At 72.2% G+C, this 19,295-nt stretch carries 16 protein-coding genes; 7 read left to right on the top strand and 9 right to left on the bottom strand.

The window, feature by feature from the left end; translation table 11 throughout:
- Positions 1-54: 54 nt before the first annotated feature.
- The gene (locus HNP84_RS11265) at positions 55-357 is read left to right on the top strand and encodes a hypothetical protein (RefSeq protein WP_185049559.1); all 303 of its coding nucleotides are present in this window, start codon (positions 55-57) and stop codon (positions 355-357) included.
- Here the strand turns inward: HNP84_RS11265 and HNP84_RS11260 are convergent, their stop codons facing one another.
- Both HNP84_RS11260 and HNP84_RS54860 read right to left on the bottom strand, forming a co-directional pair.
- A complete protein-coding gene (locus HNP84_RS11260) occupies positions 358-1,524 on the bottom strand; it encodes a methyltransferase domain-containing protein (protein WP_185049558.1) in 1,167 nt (388 codons plus the stop codon).
- Positions 1,525-1,653, bottom strand: coding sequence for a hypothetical protein (locus HNP84_RS54860; protein ID WP_281396087.1), 129 nt, complete (start codon positions 1,651-1,653; stop codon positions 1,525-1,527).
- Between the two features lie 251 nt (positions 1,654-1,904).
- On the opposite strand from HNP84_RS54860, the gene HNP84_RS11255 reads away from it, so the two are divergent.
- Positions 1,905-2,294 carry a glyoxalase superfamily protein gene (locus HNP84_RS11255; protein ID WP_185049557.1) on the top strand — a complete coding sequence of 130 codons (390 nt, stop codon included), beginning with the start codon at positions 1,905-1,907 and terminating at the stop codon, positions 2,292-2,294.
- Here HNP84_RS11255 and HNP84_RS11250 read toward each other — a convergent pair.
- The 5 genes from HNP84_RS11250 to HNP84_RS11235 form a co-directional block, all read right to left on the bottom strand.
- The gene (locus tag HNP84_RS11250; RefSeq protein ID WP_312924419.1) at positions 2,279-3,439 is read right to left on the bottom strand and encodes a methyltransferase domain-containing protein; all 1,161 of its coding nucleotides are present in this window, start codon (positions 3,437-3,439) and stop codon (positions 2,279-2,281) included. The two genes, HNP84_RS11255 and HNP84_RS11250, sit on opposite strands and share 16 nt — an antisense overlap.
- Position 3,440: 1 nt before the next feature.
- A complete protein-coding gene (locus HNP84_RS54855; protein ID WP_281396086.1) occupies positions 3,441-3,575 on the bottom strand; it encodes a hypothetical protein in 135 nt (44 codons plus the stop codon).
- A gap of 72 nt (positions 3,576-3,647) precedes the next feature.
- A complete protein-coding gene (locus tag HNP84_RS11245) occupies positions 3,648-5,150 on the bottom strand; it encodes a tripartite tricarboxylate transporter permease (protein WP_185049556.1) in 1,503 nt (500 codons plus the stop codon).
- Positions 5,151-5,154: 4 nt separating this feature from the next.
- Positions 5,155-5,676, bottom strand: a complete 522-nt coding sequence (locus tag HNP84_RS11240) for a tripartite tricarboxylate transporter TctB family protein (protein WP_185049555.1) — start codon at positions 5,674-5,676, stop codon at positions 5,155-5,157.
- The gene (locus HNP84_RS11235; RefSeq protein ID WP_185049554.1) at positions 5,676-6,659 is read right to left on the bottom strand and encodes a Bug family tripartite tricarboxylate transporter substrate binding protein; all 984 of its coding nucleotides are present in this window, start codon (positions 6,657-6,659) and stop codon (positions 5,676-5,678) included. Before HNP84_RS11235 ends, HNP84_RS11240 begins: the two co-directional genes overlap by 1 nt.
- 203 nt (positions 6,660-6,862) lie before the next feature.
- Between HNP84_RS11235 and HNP84_RS11230 the strand changes: the two genes are divergently transcribed.
- The 3 genes from HNP84_RS11230 (at position 6,863) to HNP84_RS55955 (ending at position 11,938) form a co-directional block, all read left to right on the top strand.
- On the top strand, positions 6,863-8,482 hold the full coding sequence (locus HNP84_RS11230) for an ATP-binding protein (protein WP_312924414.1): 1,620 nt from the start codon (positions 6,863-6,865) through the stop codon (positions 8,480-8,482).
- Positions 8,479-9,150, top strand: a complete 672-nt coding sequence (locus HNP84_RS11225) for a response regulator (RefSeq protein ID WP_185049553.1) — start codon at positions 8,479-8,481, stop codon at positions 9,148-9,150. Before HNP84_RS11230 ends, HNP84_RS11225 begins: the two co-directional genes overlap by 4 nt.
- Positions 9,151-9,619: 469 nt before the next feature.
- Positions 9,620-11,938 carry a VanW family protein gene (locus tag HNP84_RS55955; RefSeq protein ID WP_185049552.1) on the top strand — a complete coding sequence of 773 codons (2,319 nt, stop codon included), beginning with the start codon at positions 9,620-9,622 and terminating at the stop codon, positions 11,936-11,938.
- 933 nt (positions 11,939-12,871) lie between these two features.
- Here the strand turns inward: HNP84_RS55955 and HNP84_RS11215 are convergent.
- Positions 12,872-14,056, bottom strand: coding sequence for a PQQ-dependent sugar dehydrogenase (locus tag HNP84_RS11215; protein WP_185049551.1), 1,185 nt, complete (start codon positions 14,054-14,056; stop codon positions 12,872-12,874).
- A gap of 578 nt (positions 14,057-14,634) precedes the next feature.
- Entirely contained in the window at positions 14,635-14,928 is a 294-nt protein-coding gene (locus tag HNP84_RS11210; RefSeq protein ID WP_185049550.1) for a hypothetical protein, read from the bottom strand.
- A gap of 248 nt (positions 14,929-15,176) precedes the next feature.
- Between HNP84_RS11210 and HNP84_RS11205 the strand changes: the two genes are divergently transcribed.
- Positions 15,177-16,040 carry a 2-hydroxyacid dehydrogenase gene (locus HNP84_RS11205; protein ID WP_312924406.1) on the top strand — a complete coding sequence of 288 codons (864 nt, stop codon included), beginning with the start codon at positions 15,177-15,179 and terminating at the stop codon, positions 16,038-16,040.
- Between the two features lie 531 nt (positions 16,041-16,571).
- Positions 16,572-19,190 carry an EAL domain-containing protein gene (locus tag HNP84_RS11200; RefSeq protein WP_312924405.1) on the top strand — a complete coding sequence of 873 codons (2,619 nt, stop codon included), beginning with the start codon at positions 16,572-16,574 and terminating at the stop codon, positions 19,188-19,190.
- Positions 19,191-19,295: the final 105 nt, after the last annotated feature.

Raw genomic sequence — 19,295 nt, 5'->3', positions numbered from 1 at the left:
CCCAACCCCCTCGGGTTCTGGAGTGCGAACCAGATCCACTTCGCCGAGAGCTGGGTGTACGCGGCCTCGGGCGACGAGAGCCGAGCCGACTCCGCACGCGACAAAGTGCTCGCGCAGACACGCGACTACCAGTACCGCGCCAACGTCATGCTCCACCAGGCGCTGTGCACGGTGGCTCAGGGCGGGGTCGATGAGGGAGCGCGCAACGCGGCAGCCGTGATCGACTCTCTCGGTCCCTCCTATCGCAGCAACCACATCATCGAGACGGGCAGGATGGTGCTCCAGGCGGTTCCGAAAGAGCATCGCGAACGGCCGCCGGTGGCGGAGTTGCGTGCCGTCCTCACCGCAGGCACGTGATCAGCAGGCGGACCGGGCCTCAGACCCGATGACCTGGTCCGGCGTGTCGAGCCACACCTCCTGACCGTCGGCGTGCACGGTCATGCCGAACCGGTCGCGCCCAGGTTCGCCCCAGCCCACCCACCGGAAGTACGCCGCGACGACCTCCTCCCACACCGGCCGGTCGCCGACCTGGTAGATCTGGTACTCGTCCTGGCCGGGGCGCCAGACGGCCACTGCCCAGGAGCGCGGCACCGCCGGGTCGGACACCCACAGCCGGTATCGTGGCCCGTCCTCGTCCTGGTCCGCCTGACCGAGGGAGTCCAGCCCCGTGAGCGCCGCTATCGCGAGGTCCGCGCCGGCGGGGGCGTGTCCGATGGTACGGGGGTCCACGCGGGTGGTGAGGTGGTGCTTGTCGGCGTCGGTGCGGGCGGGCTGGTCGCGCTGCGGTCGCTGGGCGCGCATCGTCATATAGGACGCGAAGCCCGGGAATCGTCCGTACGCCATGCCGTCCGGTGTGACGACGAGGCGCAGGGCGTGGTCGGTGCCGAAGCCCGGGCAATACGGCAACACGATGACGGCGCCCGGCCGTGACTGTTCGATCCAGGCGTACGGGACGCGCCGGATGCCGCAGGTGACGTGCACCCGGTCGTAGGGAGCGCGCTCCGGGCAGCCCAGGGCGCCGTCGCCGACCACCAGGTACGGTGCGTGCCCCGAGGCGGCGAGGTTCGACGCCGCCTGCGCGCCCAGGACCGGGTCCACCTCCACAGAAGTGACGTTGGCCGCGCCGACGAGGTGGGACAACAGGGCGGCCGTCCACCCGGTGCCGGTGCCGATCTCCAGTACGCGGTGCCCCGGCGCGAGCTCCAGCCGCTGGAGGAGATCGGCGACCGTACTGGGGGCGGAGCTGGAACAGGTGTAGTCGCCGCTCCCGGCGCGGATGTCGGTGGCGCCGTCGTCGAGCTGGGTGACGATGGACGCCCGGGAGTAGACCGCATCCCACCACGCGTCCGGATCGGCGTCACGGTCGATGATCTGCGGCCCATCGTCCCGGCAGGCCAGGGCCACCGGTGGGATGAACAGGTGCCGGGGCACCGCGCGGAACGCCTGCTCGACCGCCTCGCTCAGGCCGTCGGACGCGTGGGCGTCGAGCAGACGCTCGATGTGCGCACGGACCGGAATGTCCACCTACTCCGCGCCGTCCTTCCGGCCGTCGCCGGCGTGCGCACCCCCGGGACGCACCTCCTGATCATTGTTCGGCTTGTCCGGCTTGAGCTCCTGGTCCTTGGGGCTGTCGGGGTCGCTGTGCTTGCCCATGTCGCGATCTCCTGTGTCCAGGCCGAACCCTTACCGTGATCGTACGATCACGCTGAGGCGTGGGCAAGCGGTTATCGTTTTCGCGGCCTAGGGAGCGGCGTGGTCGGGAGCCCCCGGTGGTGGGTAGGGTGCTCCGGGCGGTTTCGTGGCGCAGTGGGAGCGGGCGGCGGCAGCGGAGTTCCGGTCCTCGCCGTAGGCGAGTGATCGGCGGGAGCGCCCGGGAAGAGGACCGGAGACAGGGGAGGTGCCTCATGGGCATCCAGGGTGTGAAGAAGGTCATCGTCGGGGTCCGGGACCAGGAGCGGGCGAAGCGGTTCTGGACCGAGGTCGCCGGGTTCTCGCTCACCACCGACGCGCCGTACGACGACCAGGGCAACCGGTGGGTGGAGGTGACCTCCCCGGACGGCGGGGTCGCGCTGGTGTTGAGCGCGGACCCCGAGGACGCGTTCCGCTTCCCCACGCGTGAGGACCTGCCCACCGCGAACTTCTTCCTCTACGCCGACGATGTGGAGAAGACCTACGAGGAGCTGTCCGCCAAGGGGGTGGAGTTCCCGGCCCCGCCGGTACGGCAGCCGTGGGGCTGGTGGTGCATGTTCCTCGACTCCGAGGGCAATCGGTTCGCGCTTCAGGGCCCTGAGTAGGGCTCGGAGCCGATTACCTGGTCCGGCGTGTCCAGCCAGATCTCCTGGCCGTCGGGCCGGACCGTCATGCCGAATCGGTCGCGGCCCGGCTCGCCCCAGGCCACCCAGCGGAAGTAGGCGTCCACGGTCTCCTCCCACACCGGCCGGTCGCCGAGCTGGTAGACCTCGTACTCCTCCTCGCCGGGCCGGTAGGTGACCGCGGCCCACTGGCTCGGCATCTCCTGGTCGATCACCCACATCCGGTACTGGTCGCCGTCCTGGGCGGTGACCGCGCGCAGGCCGGTGACGGCCGCGATGGCGAGGTCGGCCCCGGCGGGCGCGAACCGGATGGTGCGGGGATCGACGCGGGTCGTGGACCGGTGTCCGTTCCCGTTGTCGGAGTGCCAGGGAGCGGCGCGCTGGGAGCGCATCATCATGTACGAGGCGAACCCCGGGAACCTGCCGTACGCCGTGCCGTCCGAGGTGACGACGAGCCTCAGGGCGTGGTTCAGCCCGAAGTTCGGGCAGTACGGCGCCACGATCACCCCGCCGGGCCGGGTCTGCTCCACCCACGCGTACGGCACGCGGCGGACGCCGCAGGTCACGTGCACCCGGTCGAACGGCGCCCGTTCCGGGCAGCCGAGTGCCCCGTCACCCACGACCAGGTGCGGTTCGTGCCCGGCGGTGGCCAGGTTCTTGGCCGCCCGCTCGGCCACCGCCGGATCGATCTCGACGGAGGTGACCTCGCCCGCGTCGCCGGTGAGATGGGTCAGCAGGGCGGCCGTGAACCCGGTGCCGGTGCCGATGTCCAGCACCCGATGCCCTGGTTCGGGGGCCAGCCAGTCGAGCAGGGCGGCGACGGTGCTGGGCGCGGACGCGGATGACGTGGCGCTGCCCTCTCCCGCGCCGATCGGTGTCGCACCGTCGTCGAGCTGCGTGGTGATGGTGGTGTCGCTGTAGACGGCCTGGAGCCAGTCGTCGGGGTCGAGGCCCCGGTTGATGACGCGCTCGGTGTCGTCGGGGGCGCACGCCAGCCCGACCGGTGGGACGAACAGGTGGCGCGGTACGGCGTGCAGCGCGGCCCGCGTGCGTGCGCTGTGCGGATGCACGGTGGAGATGGCGGCGATCATGTCGTCGATCCGCCGTGTGACGTCGGGGACGATCACGTTACTTCTTGCCGCCGCTGTGCTTGCCGTCGCTCGTCTGGGCGGTGTCGTTGCCGGCCGGGTCGGGCTTGGGCGGTGTGTAAGGCTTGGGCATCGGCTTCGGGTCGCCCTCGTGCTTGCCGTGCCTGATGCTCATGTGACCTCCCTCGCCTAGGCCGTTTGCTTACCGTAAGCGTACGGCTACATCTCGCGGTCGCGAAAGGGAGGCTCATGTAGCTCTGCCTCTGCGGAGCCGGAGCAGGTGGCGGGCTGCCGGGAGCAGGAGGATGAGGAGGGACAGGGCCAGGAGGGTCGCGGCTATGGGGCTGCGGATGAGTGTGGTGGGGTCGCCGGCGCCGATGGCGAGGGCGCGGCGGAGTTGGATCTCGGCCATGGGGCCGAGGATGAGGCCGATGACGGCGGGGGCGATGGGCAGGCCGAAGCGGCGCATGGCGTAGCCGAGCAGGCCGAGGACGTACAGGATGATCAGGTCGATCCATGACGCGTTCAGGGCGTACACGCCGAGCGCGGCGAAGGTGATGATGCCGGCGTAGAGGTACGGGCGGGGGATGTGCAGGACCTTCGCCCAGGCGGGGGCGAGGGGGAGGTTGAGGACCAGGAGCATCGCGTTGCCGAGGAACAGGGAGGCGATCATCCCCCAGACCAGGGCCGGGTTGTGGTCGAAGAGCTGGGGGCCGGGCTGCAGGCCGTACTGCTGGAAGGCGGCGAGCATGATCGCGGCTGTGGCCGAGGTGGGCAGGCCGAGGGTCAGGAGGGGGACCAGGGTGCCGGCGGCAGAGGCGTTGTTGGCGGCCTCGGGGCCGGCCACGCCCTCGATCGCGCCCTTGCCGAACTCCTCCTTGCCGGGGCCGCGGGCCAGGCGCTTCTCGATGGCGTACGACAGGAAGGTGGGGATCTCCGCGCCGCCGCCGGGCAGGGCGCCGAAGGGGAAGCCGAGGGCGGTGCCGCGCAGCCAGGGGCGCCAGGAGCGGGCCCAGTCCTGGCGGCCCAGGAAGGCCCGGCCCACGGGGATCACGTCGGGGGCGGAGTGGCGCAGGCGGCTGGCGACGTACAGGACCTCGCCCACGGCGAAGAGGCCGACGGCGACGATCACGACGTCGATGCCGTCGAGGAGTTGCGGGATGCCGAGGGTGAGCCGGGCCTGGCCGGTCTGCTGGTCGATGCCGATCAGGCCGATCACCAGGCCCAGGCCGAGCGCGGCCAGGCCGCGTACGACCGAGCGCGACAGCACCGACGACACGGCGGTGAAGGCCAGCACCGCCAGCGCGAAGTAGTCCTCGGGGCCGAAGGAGATCGCGAACCGCACGACCAGCGGGGCGGCGGCCACGAGCAGGGCGGTCGCGATCGTGCCCGCGACGAACGAGCCGATGGCGGCCGTGGCCAGGGCCTGGGCGGCGCGGCCCCGCCGGGCCATCTTGTTGCCCTCCAGGGCCGTGATCATCGAGGCGCTCTCGCCGGGGGTGTTGAGCAGGATCGAGGTGGTGGAGCCGCCGTACATGCCGCCGTAGTAGATCCCGGCGAACATGATGAACGCGCTGGCGGGCGGCACGTTGAAGGTGATCGGCAGCAGCAGCGCCAAGGTCATCGCCGGGCCGATGCCCGGCAGCACGCCGACGAGCGTGCCGAGCGTCACGCCGACCAGGGCGTACGCGATGTTGACCGGGGTGAGCGCGGTCGCGAAGCCGTCCAGGAGGAGGGTGAGGGAGTCCATCGCTTCAGAGCACTCCGGTGAGGAGGCCGGCGGGGAGGGTGACGCCCAGGCCCTTGACGAAGGCGAGGTACGTTCCGGCGGCGAGCGCCACCGCGATCAGCGCGGCCCGCAGCCGGTGGGTGGCGCCGAGCGTCACGGCCAGGCCGAAGAACAGCAGCGACGCGCCGACGATCCAGCCCAGGAAGTCCAGGGTCACGGCGAACGCCAGGAAGATCCCGCTCACCAGCGCGACGCTGCGCAGGTCGGCGGGCACCGCGGCGTCGATGTCCTCGCTCTGCTCCGGGTCGCCGTGGCCGCCGCGCAGCACGTCCACCACGTACGCGACGCCGATCAGGATCAGCGCCGAGCCGACCAGGATCGGGAAGAAGCGCGGGCCGAGGCCGAGGGTGGAGGCGGCGGCGGTGACGCCGGACGTACCGGCGATGACGAAGCCGCCCAGCGCGAGCACGATCAGGGCGAGCACCAGCTCCGCGCCGGGCCGGGTCCGGCCGGCCGGGCGCGGGGTGGCCTTCTCCGGAGAGGACATCAGGAGACCAGGCCCATCTCGGCGATGATGGCCTTCACCCGGGCCTGTTCGGCGGCCAGGTAGTCGGCGAAGGCCGGGCCGGTCTGGAAGGAGTCCACCCAGCCGTTCTTCTTGATCGCGTCCTGCCAGGGCCGGGAGGCGTGCATCTTGGTGACCAGGTCGGTCAGCGCCTTGCGGTCGGCCTCGCTGATGCCCTCGGGGGCGACGAACCCGCGCCAGTTGGCGACGACGACGTCCAGGCCGCCTTCCCTGAGGGTCGGCGCGTCCACGGCGTCCACGCGCTCGGGGGCGGTGACGCCGATCGCGCGCACCTTGCCCGACTTCACGTGCTCCGACATCTCGCTGATGCCGCTGATGCCCATCGCGACCTTGTTGCCGAGCAGCGCGTTCAGCGCCTCGCCGCCGCCGGAGTGCGCGATGTAGTTGATCCGCTTGGGGTCGATGCCGGCGGCCTTGGCCATCAGCCCGGCCGCGATGTGGTCGGTGCCGCCCGCCGAGCCGCCCGCGATGGCGATCTTGGCCGGGTCGGCCTTCCACGCGGCCACCAGATCGGCCACCGACTTGTACGGCGACTGCGCCGGCACCACGACGATCTCGTAGTCCTCGGTCAGCTTGGCGATCGGCGTGGTCTGCGCCAGCGTGACCTGCGACTTGTTCTGCTCGATGGCGCCCACCATGACCAGGCCCATCGTCATCAGCAGGTTGCCGTTGCCCTTCTCCCCGGCGAGCTGGGCCAGCCCGATCGTGCCGCCCGCGCCGGGCACGTTGAACACCTCCACCTTGCGCGCGGGGTCGGCCGCCTTGATGGCCTGCTCGGCGGTGCGGGAGGTCTGGTCCCAGCCGCCGCCGGGCGCGGCGGGCGCCATGATCCGCAGGGCCGTCGAGCCGGAGCCCGCGTCGGTGCCGGCGCCGCAGGCGGTGGTGAGTACGGCGGCGGCCGCGGCCATGACCAGGGCCGCGAGCCGGCCGGGGCGTGTGCGCATGGGAACTCCAACAGCGAGTGGGCGAACTTGTGAGGATGCTCGGCGCGCCACCCGGCCCTGTCGATGCTTTGCGTGCTTGCCGTCGTATTGGTGGTATTGGTCACAACGGCCGCGACCGGGTTGTTACCTGGGGCGGCCTACATTGGCCCCGCCTGTCAGCGCAGGTCGTCCAGGTTGTCCAGGTCATCCGGGCTGGAGGGGTCGTGCGACGTGTGACCAACGCCTCCCTCGGCACGCAGCTCTTCGTGCTCCAGATGGTGATCGTGTTCCTCGCGGTCGGGGGCACGGCCGGGGTGTGGGCGCAGCACACCAGGGAGCAACTGGCCGAGCAGTACCAGGAGCGCGCGCTGGCCATCGCCGAGTCCGTGGCGGGGCTGCCCGAGGTGCGGGCGGCGTTCCGCTCGCCGCGGCCCGAGCTGACGCTCCAGCCGATCGCGATGGGCGTGCAGCGGGCCACCGGGGCCGACTACGTCGTGATCGCCAACCGCGACCAGATCCGGTACGCCCACCCCAACACCGCCCTCATCGGGCGGCGGTTGTCCACCGACGGCTCGGAGGTGCTCAGCAGCGGCAGGAAGTGGACCGGCGTGCAGACCGGCACGCTCGGCCGTTCCGTACGCGGCAAGGCGCCCATCTTCGACGAGGCCGGGCGGGTCATCGGGCTCACCTCGGTGGGGGTGCTGGAGCAGACCGTCTCCGAGCAGCTCGGCGCGGCGCTGCCGCCGCTGCTGTGGACCGTGCTGGCGGTGCTGGTCTCGGGCTCGGGCGCGGCGGCGCTGATCACGCGGCGGGTACGCCGCCAGACGTTCGGGCTGGAGCCCCGGGAGATCGCCGCGCTGCTGGAGCAGCGCGAGGGGGTGCTGCACGGCGTCAAGGAGGGGGTGCTCGCCCTGGATCTGGACGACACCGTCACGTTGGTGAACGACGCCGCCCGCGACCTGCTCGGCCTGTCCGCCGATGTGGTGGGCCGTTCCCTGGATGAGATACCGCTGTCCGAGCGCATCCGGGACGTGCTGGGCGGCGACGACCCCGGCGAGGACCGTATCGTGCTCAGCGGCGGGCGGGTGCTGGTGCTCAACCGCACCCCCGTCGCCGTACGCGGCCAGCACCGCGGCTGGGTGATCACCTTGCGCGACCGCACCGAGCTGGTGCGCCTGGCCCGCGAGCTGGACAGCGCCAGCAGCGCGACCGAGGCCCTGCGCGCGCAGGCGCACGAGTTCGCCAACCGCATGCACACCGTGGTCGGCCTGCTGGAGCTCGACGAGCACGAGGCCGCCATCCGCTACATCACCCAGACCACCCAGGCGTACAGCGACTACGCCGCCGGCATCCGGGAGCGGGTGGCCGACCCGACGTTGGCCGCGCTGCTGCTGGCCAAGGCGGCCGAGGCCGCCGAGCGGGGCGCGTCGCTGATCCTCACCGAGGACTCGGCGGTGGAGGAGGGCGCGCTCGGCGACCCGCAGGACGCCGTGCTCGTCGTCGGCAACCTGGTCGCCAACGCCCTGGACGCCCTGGACGCGCTCGACGGCGGCGGGACGGTCGAGGTCACGGTGCGCACCGACGCCGAGGGCCTGCACGTACGGGTGCGCGACTCCGGGCCCGGCATCACGCCGGAGCTGGCCGAGGAGGTGTTCCGCGACGGGTTCACCACCAAGGCCGCTCAGGCGGGGCGGCGCGGCCTGGGGCTGGCGCTCACCCGGCAGGCGTGCCGGCGGCGCGGCGGATGGGTACGTGTGGACAATCCGGGCGCAGGCGAGGGCGGCGCGGTGTTCACCGCGCTGCTGCCCGTGGCGCCGGCCGCTCCTTCGGAGGTCAGCAAGTGATCCGCGTGGTGGTCGTGGACGACGACTTCATGGTGGCCAGGATTCACGGCGGGTACGTCGCGCGGGTGCCGGGCTTCACGGTGGCCGGCACCGCGCACACCGGGAGGTCGGCGCTCGCCGCGGTGGCCGAGCACCGGCCCGACCTGGTGCTGCTCGACATCTACCTGCCCGACATGTCAGGACTCGACGTGTTGCAGGCGCTGCGCCGGGCCGACCAGCCGGTGGACGTGCTGGTCATCACCGCGGCGCGCGACGTGGCCACCGTACGGGCGGCCATGCGCGGCGGGGCCGTCAACTACCTGATCAAGCCGTTCACCGCCGCCGCGCTGACCGAGCGGCTCGGCGCGTACGCCGACACCCGCAGGCGGCTGGCCGCCCTCGGCGGGGAGGCCGGGCAGGACGAGGTGGACCGGCTCTTCGGCGGGGTGCGCGGCGGCACCGCGCCCCTGCCCAAGGGGCTGTCGGCCGCCACCTGCACCCTCGTCGCCGACACCCTGCGCGAGACCGGCACCGACCTGTCGGCCGCGGAAACCGCGGCCCTCACGGGCCTGTCGCGGGTGAGCGCGCGCAGATATCTTGAATATCTCTGCGTATCGGGCCGTGCGGAGTTGCGTCCGAGATACGGTACGGCAGGGCGTCCTGAACACCGGTATCGGTGGACGGGATAGCGGTGTAGCGGGACATCTCGGCCAGACTGCAGCGTGTCGGGAAATGGTAGCTTTCTGCGGCGTATGCGGATGGCTGTGCTTTAGGGTTCTCTGAGGAGCGGCCACGAACCGAGAGGACGGAGGCGTGCGGAACGCCGGAGCGTCGATAGACCCACCGACGGACCCGTTCGCCGCGGTTCCCCAGCCCAAGCCACACGAGGTGGACGGGTCCGCCGGAACCGCGGAAGGGCCGGCCGGCCCCTCCGCCGCGCCCCCTGCCGCCCCTCCTGAACCCACCGCGCACGGCCCCAACGGCGTGCCGTACCAGGCGAACGGCGCGACGTACGGACCGAACGGGGCCCGATACGGCACTGAAAGCGCATCTAGGACGATAAATGGTGTAAATGGGGCGAAATATGGCGCTAACGCCACAAATGGCGCGGCACACGGTGGCCGCCGCGACCACCGCGACCACGACACGGCGTACGGCGTGAGCGACGGCGCGCACGAGCTGGACGACACGGCGCACGACCCCGACGACCCGGCACCGGGTCCTCGGGGCCGCAACGGCGCCCGCTACCCGGCCAACGGCTCCCGCTACCCCGCGCCGCCCGAGTCCGCCCCGCGCAACGGCTCGCGCTATCCCGCGAACGGCTCGCGCTACCCCGCGCCGCCCCCTCCGCCGGACCCTTCGCCCTCGCCCGCGTCCCCGGACCAGGCGAACGGCATGCCGTACGCCCCGGGCCGCTCCCCCTTCGACGGCGACTCCTTACCCGACCTGTCCGACCTGCCGCGGCTCAACGGCGCCCCGTTCGGCCTGAACAACCCCAACCGCGGCAGCGGTCCCGCCGTGCCCCCGCAGCGGGGCGGCCCCAAGGGCGGACGTCGCCTGCCCCCCGGCGTTTCCCCCGACATCTTCGGCCGCAGCACCCCCGCGCCGCCCGGCGCCAACCCCCGCTCCGCCCCGCTCCCGCCCGTGCCCCAGCCGGCCCAGACGTGGCGCCTTGAGGGCAGGGCCGAGCGCCGCAACCCGCCCGTCGCCCCGGTGGGCCCGGCCGGCGAGGACGACGGCGAGCCGGGCGCGGGCCGGCTGGACCTCGGCCCCGAGCCGGTGCGCCGCCGCCGTGGACGCGGCCTCGTCATCACGCTCGTCCTGCTCGTGCTGGCCCTGGTGCTCGCGTACGTCGTGCCCGCGATCGTGATGTCCGGCATGCTGCTCCCCGGCACCACCGTCAACGGCGTGGACATCGGCGGCCTCACCGCCGCCCAGGCGGCCGACCGGCTGCGCGAGAAGCTGGACGCGCGCGCCCGGCAGCCCATCCTGGTGCAGGCCATGGGCGTGCGCCGCCAGGTGCTGCCCGAGGACGCCGGGCTCAGCCTCGACGTCGTCGGCACCATCGAGCAGGCGCCCAGCGGGCTGCCCACCCCCGCCGAGGTGTGGCGCGGCCTGTTCGGCACGACCCCGATCACCCCCAAGGTGGACGTCCAGCCCGCCAAGCTCGTCGGCGCCGTCGAGACCCTGGCGGGCGAGATCGACCGCTCCGTACGCGAGGGCGAGATCCACTACAAGGGGCTCACCCCCGAGGTGGTCACGCCGCGCGACGGCCGCGCCGTGGAGCGCGACGCCGCCGCCGAGGTGATCCGCCGGGCGTATCTCACCACCACCGAACCGGTGCAACTGCCGGTCTCGGTGCTCAAGCCCCGGCTCACCGCCGAGGCGTTCGAGGACGCCGTGGTCACCGCCCGCCGCGCCGTCGCCGCGCCGTTCACGCTGACCAGCGGCACCAAGCGGGTGCAGCTCCCGCGTACGACCCTCGCCGCCCACCTGCGCTTCGTCCCCGACGAGCAGGGCAGGCTGGTGCCCAAGTTCGACGCCAAGAGCGCGCTCGCCGAGCTCGAAAAGCACCTCGTCGATCCGGCCAAGGCCCCGGTGGAGCCGACCTACGACATCGTGAACGGCAAGCCCAAGCTGATCCCCGGGCGCGCCGGCCAGGGCGTCGATGCCGAGAAGCTGGCCGCGGCGGTCGCCGAGACCATCCAGGACGGCGGGCGGCGTACGATCGAGGTCACGCTCACCACCGTCAAGCCGCGCATCAGCGAGAGCGAGGTGCGCGCACTGGGCATCAAGGAGCAGATCAGCTCCTTCACCACCCACCATCCGTGCTGCGCGCCGCGCGTGACCAACATCCACACCATCGCCGACATCCTCGACGGCTACCTCGTCAAGCCCGGCGAGACGTTCTCCCTCAACGAGATCGTCGGCCAGCGCGACAAGGCCCGCGGCTTCGTCGAGGCCCCCCAGATCACCGCGGGCCGCCTGGTGAACGAGGTGGGCGGCGGCATCTCGCAGTTCGTCACCACGATGTACAACGCGGTCTTCTTCGGCGGGCTCAAGGACGTCAAGCACACCGCCCACGAGTTCTACATCTCCCGCTACCCTGCGGGGCGCGAGTCCACGGTGTCGTACCCGCAGCCCGACTTCCAGTGGCAGAACGACTCCAAGTACGGCGTGCTGATCAAAACCTCCTACACCGACACGTCGATCACGGTCACCTTCTGGAGCACCAAGCGGTACGACGAGATCAAGGCGATAACCTCCAAGCCGCACAGCTTCACCGACTTCCCCAGCGAAACCGACGACAGCCCCGACTGCATCCCGATGGTCGGCCAGCGCGGCTTCACCATCGAGGTCACCCGGGTCTTCTACAAGGACGGCGCCGAGGTCAAACGCGACCCCACCATCCGCACCGTCTACCGCCCCGAAACCAACCTGACCTGCACCAACCAATCCGGCACCACCCGCCGCTAAGAGGCGCGCCCAGCAAGCCCCCCCAAGACCACCCGCCGCCCCCGGCCCCGGCCGTGCCGGGCGCTACCGGTGCGCCCCGGTGCGGCGGTACCCCGGCGCGGGGCGCCACCTGCACGCGCGAACAGGCCCGGCTCCCTGGAGCCAGGCAATACCTGCGCGTGCGAGTGCGCCCGGGCCCAAGACCGGGCGCTACCTGTACCCCTCGGATGGGGCCGCCCCCTGGACTGGGCGATACCTGCGGGCCGGATGAGGCCCTGTCCCCGAGGTGATCACGCACCTGACCGACCTGGTGTTCGCGTTCCCGCAGATCATCCCGGCCATGGCGGTCACCGCCGCCTTCGGGCCCAGCCCGCCAACGCTGCTGACGCAACCTGCGCCACAGACGAGCGGCACGCCCGTGCGGGCCTGCGTCCCTGGGGTTGACGTTACGTACGCCTGCGGAGCAGGCGGCGCGCTCGAACGGGCCGCGTCTCCCAGAGCGCGCTACCTGCTCCTGGCGACGGGGGCGCGCCTGGGTGGGCCCGCGTCCCGGGGGCTGACCTTGCCTGCGCCTGCTGACGGGTTACGCCCGGGTGGCCTCCGGGTCTCCCACCACACACGCTGCCTAGGTCAAACGCGACCCCACCATCCGCACTGCCTGCCACCCAAGGCCAACCTGACCTGCGCCAACCATCCGGTGCCACTCGCCGCCAAGGGGTGCGCCCGGCAAGCCTCCCAAGACCGCTCACCAAACCGGCAGCCGACCCCACGCCCCGGCATGCCGCCCGCCACCTGCACGCGCGAAATATGCCCGGCTTCCTTGGGCCGGCGACACCGACGCGTGCGAGTTGCGCGTGACCCCGTGACCGCGCGCGCTACCTGCATCCGACGAGGCGCCCCGGATCGCCAGAGTGGGGCGACACCGGCCGGCGCACGTGGTCCTGGCTATCGGCGTCAGCGGCGGGCGGGTAGCACGATGATGCGGTCGTCGGCGGGGTCGGGGTCGCCGCGGCCGTCCTTGTTGCTGGTGCTGATCCACAGCGAGCCGTCCGGGGCCGGGGTGGCCGCCCGGATGCGGCCGTACTCGCCCTCGAAGTGAGCGATCGGCCTACCGGCCTCGCCGTCCGCCGAGAGCGGCACCTGCCACAGACGCGCCCCGCGCAGGGCCGCCGCCCACAGGGACCCGCCCGCGTACGCCAGGCCGGAGGGCGAGGCCTCGTCGGTGGACCAGGTCAGCAGGGGATCGACGAACCGGTCGTCGCCCCCGACGCCCTCCACCTCGGGCCAGCCGTAGTTCGCGCCCTTCTCGATCCGGTTGATCTCGTCGAAGGAGTTCTGGCCGAACTCGGTGGCGAACATCCGCCCCTGGGAGTCCCAGGCGAGCCCCTGCACGTTGCGGTGCCCGTAGCTCCACACCACCGATCCCTCGAACGGGTTCCCCGGCGCGGGCCGCCCGTCCATGGTCATCCGCAGGATCTTGCCCCCGAGCGACTCGCGATCCTGCGCCAGCGGCTGGTCCCCGGCCTCCCCGGTCCCGGCGTACAAGTGGCCGTCGGGGCCGAACGCGATCCGTCCGCCGTTGTGGATGCCGCTCTTGGGAATGCCGGAGAGGATCACCTGCCGGTCGGATAGACGATCACCGTCAAGCTGATATCGGACAATTCGGTTGTCATCATCTGCGGTGAAATACACGAAAATATACTGATCGTCCGCATATGTCGGAGAGACCGCCACCCCGAGCAGCCCGCCCTCTCCGGCCGCCGACACCCCTTCGATCGTCCCGATCGCCGTGGCCCTCCCGTCGGGCGACACCCGCAGCAACCGCGCCGAATCCCGCTCGGTCACCAGCGCGTTCCCGTCAGGCAGGAACGCGATGTCCCACGGCACCGCCAGTCCTTCGACCAGAGTCCTGGCGCCGGAGACGTCCACAGCTCCTTCCGGCGACACCGACGGCGACGACGTAGGAGAGGTGCCGGTATCGGGAGATTCAGCGGCGGCCACCCCCGGAGTGGGCGTACGCCCCACCCCGACCTCGGCAGGCCCGCCTCCCCCCGAACACCCGCCCAACACCACCGCGGCGACCACGGCGACCACCGCCACCGCCGCCCTCCGCACTCCGCCGCCACCCGGCCACGTCATCCCGACCTCCTCGCCCGACGCTCCTGCACTCGCTCACTCGTTCCTACGCACCCCACCCGCCCCACGTTCCCACACCCCCCGGAAACACCGCGTAAACCACCCACCCGCCCCTCAACCGAGTGCGGGAGTGGTGAATCCCGTCAGGTTGCGGCAGACGGGGTGCCTGGGCAGGGCGTGTCCGGGCAGGGCGTGTCCGGGCAACGGTCGATCTTCCGCAAGGCGGATTGGGGGTGGACGCCGGAACCTGCGGAAACGTGACGCCCTCCCGCCCTCTCCTCCCGGACCCGGACAGCCCAGGAGTGCGGCAGGGGCCGCGGGCGCAGGTATTGGCGGCCCTGGGGGCGCGGCCTCTTCCGGCCCGCAGGCGTCGTCCGCCCTGAGCCGGCCCCGTCCTGGGGTACAGGTAGCGCCGGGTCTCAAGGGCTCGGGGTGCACTCGCATGCGCCGGTATCGCCCGGCCTAGGGAACCCTGGGGCTATCCGCGTGCGGGTAGGGCCCGGTGCCGGGGAAGCGGCGCATCCCGGTAGTGCCCGGTCTCCGGGGCGGCTTTTGTCGCCCACCCCTTCAGCGGCGGTGAGTCAGGCGTCGCGGGGTGGGGGCGGGTCGCCGCCGAAGGCCTTGATGGCCAGGGCGTGGACCTCGCGGTCGAGGGATTCGAGCTTTTCCAGGCGGCGGTCCATCTGGTCCATGCGATGGTTCACTGCCTCGAAGCGGGCGTCCATCAGGTTGCGGAGCCCGCCGATCTCGGATCTCACTGAGCCGATCTCGGATCTCACTGAGCCGATCTCGGCTCTGATGGTCCTGAGGACCAGGGCGATCATCGTCAGGAGCACCGTGGCCAGGGTGGCGATCGTCGCCCAGGTCTGTGCCATGGTCATGATGGTAGGCCCTTTCTGTCGCAGCGTCACTCCGGTATCACCCAGGGTGATGCGAAGCGGTGGGCCGCTGCGGGGGCGAACGGGGTTCTGTGGATAGTGGCGGGCGGTGGGGGGCGGGCTGTGGATAGTGGCGGGCGGTGGGGGAGGGGCTGTGGATCGTTAGGGTGTGCGGCATGAGGATGTGGGTGCCTTCGGGGGAGATTGCAGGGGTTTTGGGGGACTTGCCGGCGGTGGAGTGCGTCGTGTTCGACGGCTCCGGGCCCATGCCCGACGGGGAGGAGGTGGAGGTGTGGGTGCCGCCGCTGATCCCCGTCGCGGACGTGGCGGGGGTGATCGGGCGGTTGCCGAAGTTGCGGCTGGTGCAGGCGGTCAGTGCGGGGGTGGAGCCGTACCGGGGGCACATTCCCGACGGCGTGGTGCTGTGCAACGCGCGGGGGGTGCACGACGCGGGGACCGCGGAGTGGGCCGTCGGGGCGATGATCGCGGTGTTGCGGGAGTTCCCGGAGTTCGCGGCGGCGCAGCGGGAGGGGCGGTGGGCGTACCACCCGACCGGGGCGCTGGCCGACTCGACGGTGCTGATCGTGGGGTACGGGTCCATCGGGGCGGCGCTGGAGCGGCGGCTGGCCGGGTTCGAGGTGGACGTCGTACGGGTGGCGCGTACGGCGCGGGAGGCGGAGGGGCCCGGCGGGCTGCCCGTGCGGGTGCACGGACAGGACGAGCTGCCGGAGCTGTTGCCGCACGCCGACGTCGTGGTGCTGCTGGCCCCGGCGACCCGTGACACGGCGGGGATGGTGGACGCCGCGTTCCTCGCCAGGATGCGGGACGGCGCGGTGCTGGTCAACGCGGCCCGGGGGAGCCTGGTGGACACCGAGGCGCTGCTGGCCGAGGTGGGGCGGGGGCGGCTGCGGGCGGCGCTGGACGTGACCGATCCCGAGCCGCTGCCGCCCGGCCACCCGCTGTGGGAGGCGCCGGGGGTGCTGATCACGCCGCACATCGGGGGCAGCACGCCCGCCTCGCAGCGGCGGCTGCTGAGGCTGGTGCGGGAGCAGATGCGCCGGTACGTCTCCGGGGAGCCGCTGCTCAATGTGATCAGCGGAAACTACTGAGCCGATGAGCGTGATCACGGGAACACAGTGAGCCAATAATGGATTCCGGAACGTGGCTGCCTCGTGACCTTATGTGCGTACGGTGGGCCACACCACGAGTAAGCCGTGGGGTGAAGCCGCGATCCGGACCACGCACGGCTGCCGGTGGGACGCGCGCGAGCCGATCCTGGCGCCGGTCCCGTCGTTCTGGCGAGGGCGGGGTTGGTCGGATGAAGCGGTCGCGGTGGGGCGATCCACCGCAAGCGGGTCATCCGGTCGAGCTGGTTATCAGATCGATGACAACTGAGACGTTGTGGCCACGCGCGAGCGCGTGAGCGCACACACTGACGACGAAGCTGTTGCGCGGTCTCAAGGACGAGCACCCGCGACGGGCAGGTGAGTTGAGAAGACGCCGACCATACGGCCGAAGTGCCGTCAGGAGCGGGCGTCCCGCCGACAGCGTGTGTCGGCGACGGCGCCGACGAGACACCGGATGGGCAGACGAATTTGATCCGCTGGCGTGATCCCCGGGTTCCGCTGACCGCCGCCGCCGTGACCGGGGCGGTGGGGCTGGTGGCCGCGCTCCTCATCGACGCGCGCACGGTCGTCGTGGGCGCGGTGGCGGGTGTCGCGGCCGGGGTGCTCGCCTGCGTGTCCCTCATCGCGGCGGCGATCCGGGTCGGGCCGGGCCACCGGCGTACGGTGCTGGCCTGGCGCTGGCTCGCCTCGGGCGCGTTCGCCTGGATGCTGGGCGTCGGGCTGCGGCCGGTCGCCGGCGACGCCTCCTTCACCGTGACCTTCGCCGATCTACCGCTGATCACGGGTGCGATGCTGCTCGCGGTCGGCTGCTACCTGACGGCGGGACCGCCCCCGCACGGACGCGCGGTGCTACGGCACGTGACCGACGCCTACCTGTGCGCGGCCTCGCTGTTCGTGATGAGCTGGGTGGTGGCGCTGGGCCCGCTCTACCGGGATCTGGGCGAGTCGGCCGGGTTCGCGCTGCCGCTGGCCGCGCCGATGTTGTGCCTGCTGGCCGCCTGCGCGGTGGGCCCCGGGGTGGTGGTGAGCCGATCCTCCGCCTGGCCGGTCGGGCTGGCCGGGCTCGCGGTGCTCGCCGCGGTCACGACCGGCGAGATGGCCACCGCCGTGGCCCGGGTGGGGGGCGACGATCCGCCGCTGGCCGGGGTGTGGCTGGCGCCGGTGGCGTTCCTGCTGCTCGCCGCCTCGCCGTGGAGCGGGCGCAGGTCGCGTTCGGTGGACATGGACGACGAGCCGCGGCGCGCCCCCGGGCCGATCGCCGCCGGCGTCATCGCCGCCATCCCGCTCACGCTGGTGGCCCTGGCCACGGTGCTGGTCGTGGTCAGCGTGGTGAGCGGCAACACGGGCGCGCCGACGCCGCTGATCTCCTCCGTGATCGCCTCGGTGGTGCTGGTGCTGCTGGTACGGCTGTTCGTGGTGCTGGCAGAGAACGGCGAGCTGCGCCGCCTGGTCGCCACCGGCGAGCGGCAGCTCCGCGAACTGGCCGAGAGCACCGGCGACGTGGTGCTGCTGTGCGACCACGAGGGCGTGGTGCACGAGATCGGCGAGCAGGTCGAGCGGGTCTACGGCTACCGCCCCGCCGACCTGGTCGGCGGCTCGATCTTCGACTACATCCACCCGGAGGACGTGCCGGGCATCCAGGCCGCGCTGCGCGCGATGAACCTGGACGAGGAGCCGTCCGACCCGGGCGGGGCGTGCATGATCGCCTGCCGCGTACGGGCGTCCGACGGCACGTGGCGGCCCACCGAGTCGGTGGCCACCCGCCACTCCCGGGGCGAGGACCTGCTGCTGGTCTCCACCCGCGACATCAGCGACCAGGAGGCCCTGCGCAACCAGGTCAACCACCTGACCTTCCACGACGGCGTCACCGGCCTGCCCAACCGGGCGTACTTCGAGGAGCGCACCCGCGAGGTGCTGGCCGGGCGGGCGGCGGGCCGCAGCGCGGTCGTCTTCCTCGATCTCGACGGGTTCACCGCCGTGAACGACTCGGTGGGCCACGCGAGCGGCGACTACCTGCTCGGCCAGGCGGCGCGCAGGCTGCGCTCGGCCGTACGCTCCGACGACACGCTGGCCCGCTGGGGCGGCGACGAGTTCGCGGTGCTGGTGGAGAGCGGCACCGAGGCGCAGGCCGTGGTGGACCTGGCCGAGCGGCTGGTGCGCGCGGTCTCGCAGGAGCCGTTCCGGGTCGCCGACCGCGACATCGCGCTGACGGCGAGCGTCGGCGTGGCCTTCGCCGAGGACGGCGTGCCGTCCGCCGACCTGATCCGCAACGCCGACGTGGCGATGGCGCGGGCCAAGGAGCTGGGCGGGCGCCGGGTCGAGGTGTTCGCCGCGCACATGCACACCGACGTCGTACGCCGCCTGGAGCTGGCCGCCGACCTGCAGCGGGCGCTGCTGGAGAACCAGTTCGCGGTGGAGTTCCAGCCCGTGGTGGACCTGGCGACCAGCCGGGTCACCGCGGTCGAGGCGCTGGTGCGCTGGTGGCGGGGCAGCGCGTTCGTGCCGCCGGAGCAGTTCCTCGGCCCGGCCGAGGACACCGGGCTGATCGTGCCGCTGAGCGAGTGGATCCTGAAGGAGTCCTGCCGCGAGGTGGCCGCGTGGCGGGCGTCGTCCTGGGACATCGGCCTGTCGGTGAACCTGTCCGCCCGCCAGATCACCGCGCCCAGGTTCGTGGAGACCGTCTCCGAGGCGCTGGCCGAGAGCGGCCTGCCGCCGAGCGCGCTGACCCTTGAGGTCATCGAGGAGATGCTGGTGGACGACGCGGGCGAGACGATCCAGCGGCTGTCGGAGCTGCGCCGGCTCGGCGTGCGCCTGGCCATCGACGACTTCGGCACCGGCTACGCCTCGCTGGCCTTCCTGCGTCAGCTCCCGGTCGACATGATCAAGATCGACCCGTCGTTCGTGTCGGGCCTCGGCCACGACGACACGCTCACGCTGCTCACCCGTACGATCGTGCGCCTGGGCCACGACCTGGGCCTGATCGTGGTCGCCGAGGGCATCGAGCGGCCCGAGCAGCTCGAACTGCTGCGTGAGATGGGCTGCACCCGCGGCCAGGGCTACCTGGTGGCCCGGCCGATGGCGGCGCGCGGCGTCGATACGCTGATGCGGACCAGCCTGCAGAGCACGGCCTGAGCGCGGTGGACACGCAACGTCCGTATCCTGAGACGTGCGTCCCACCAAGTTGACATCGTGCCCGCGAGAGCGGCTATGGTAGGGGTCATGCTTCGCAGGGACATT

This window comes from Thermocatellispora tengchongensis, assembly GCF_014202315.1.
GTDB lineage: Bacteria > Actinomycetota > Actinomycetes > Streptosporangiales > Streptosporangiaceae > Thermocatellispora > Thermocatellispora tengchongensis.
Note: the sequence above shows the minus strand (reverse complement) of the source record. Positions and strands in the feature narration are given on the sequence as shown.

Bases quoted from the DNA above. Each gene is read 5' to 3' on its own strand.
- HNP84_RS11240 (WP_185049555.1), bottom strand. From the start codon at position 5,676: ATGTCCTCTCCGGAGAAGGCCACCCCGCGCCCGGCCGGCCGGACCCGG.
- HNP84_RS11215 (WP_185049551.1), bottom strand. From the start codon at position 14,056: ATGACGTGGCCGGGTGGCGGCGGAGTGCGGAGGGCGGCGGTGGCGGTG.
- HNP84_RS54855 (WP_281396086.1), bottom strand. From the start codon at position 3,575: ATGAGCATCAGGCACGGCAAGCACGAGGGCGACCCGAAGCCGATGCCC.
- HNP84_RS11210 (WP_185049550.1), bottom strand. From the start codon at position 14,928: ATGGCACAGACCTGGGCGACGATCGCCACCCTGGCCACGGTGCTCCTG.
- HNP84_RS54860 (WP_281396087.1), bottom strand. From the start codon at position 1,653: ATGGGCAAGCACAGCGACCCCGACAGCCCCAAGGACCAGGAGCTCAAG.
- HNP84_RS11235 (WP_185049554.1), bottom strand. From the start codon at position 6,659: ATGCGCACACGCCCCGGCCGGCTCGCGGCCCTGGTCATGGCCGCGGCC.
- HNP84_RS11255 (WP_185049557.1), top strand. From the start codon at position 1,905: ATGGGCATCCAGGGTGTGAAGAAGGTCATCGTCGGGGTCCGGGACCAG.
- HNP84_RS11245 (WP_185049556.1), bottom strand. From the start codon at position 5,150: ATGGACTCCCTCACCCTCCTCCTGGACGGCTTCGCGACCGCGCTCACC.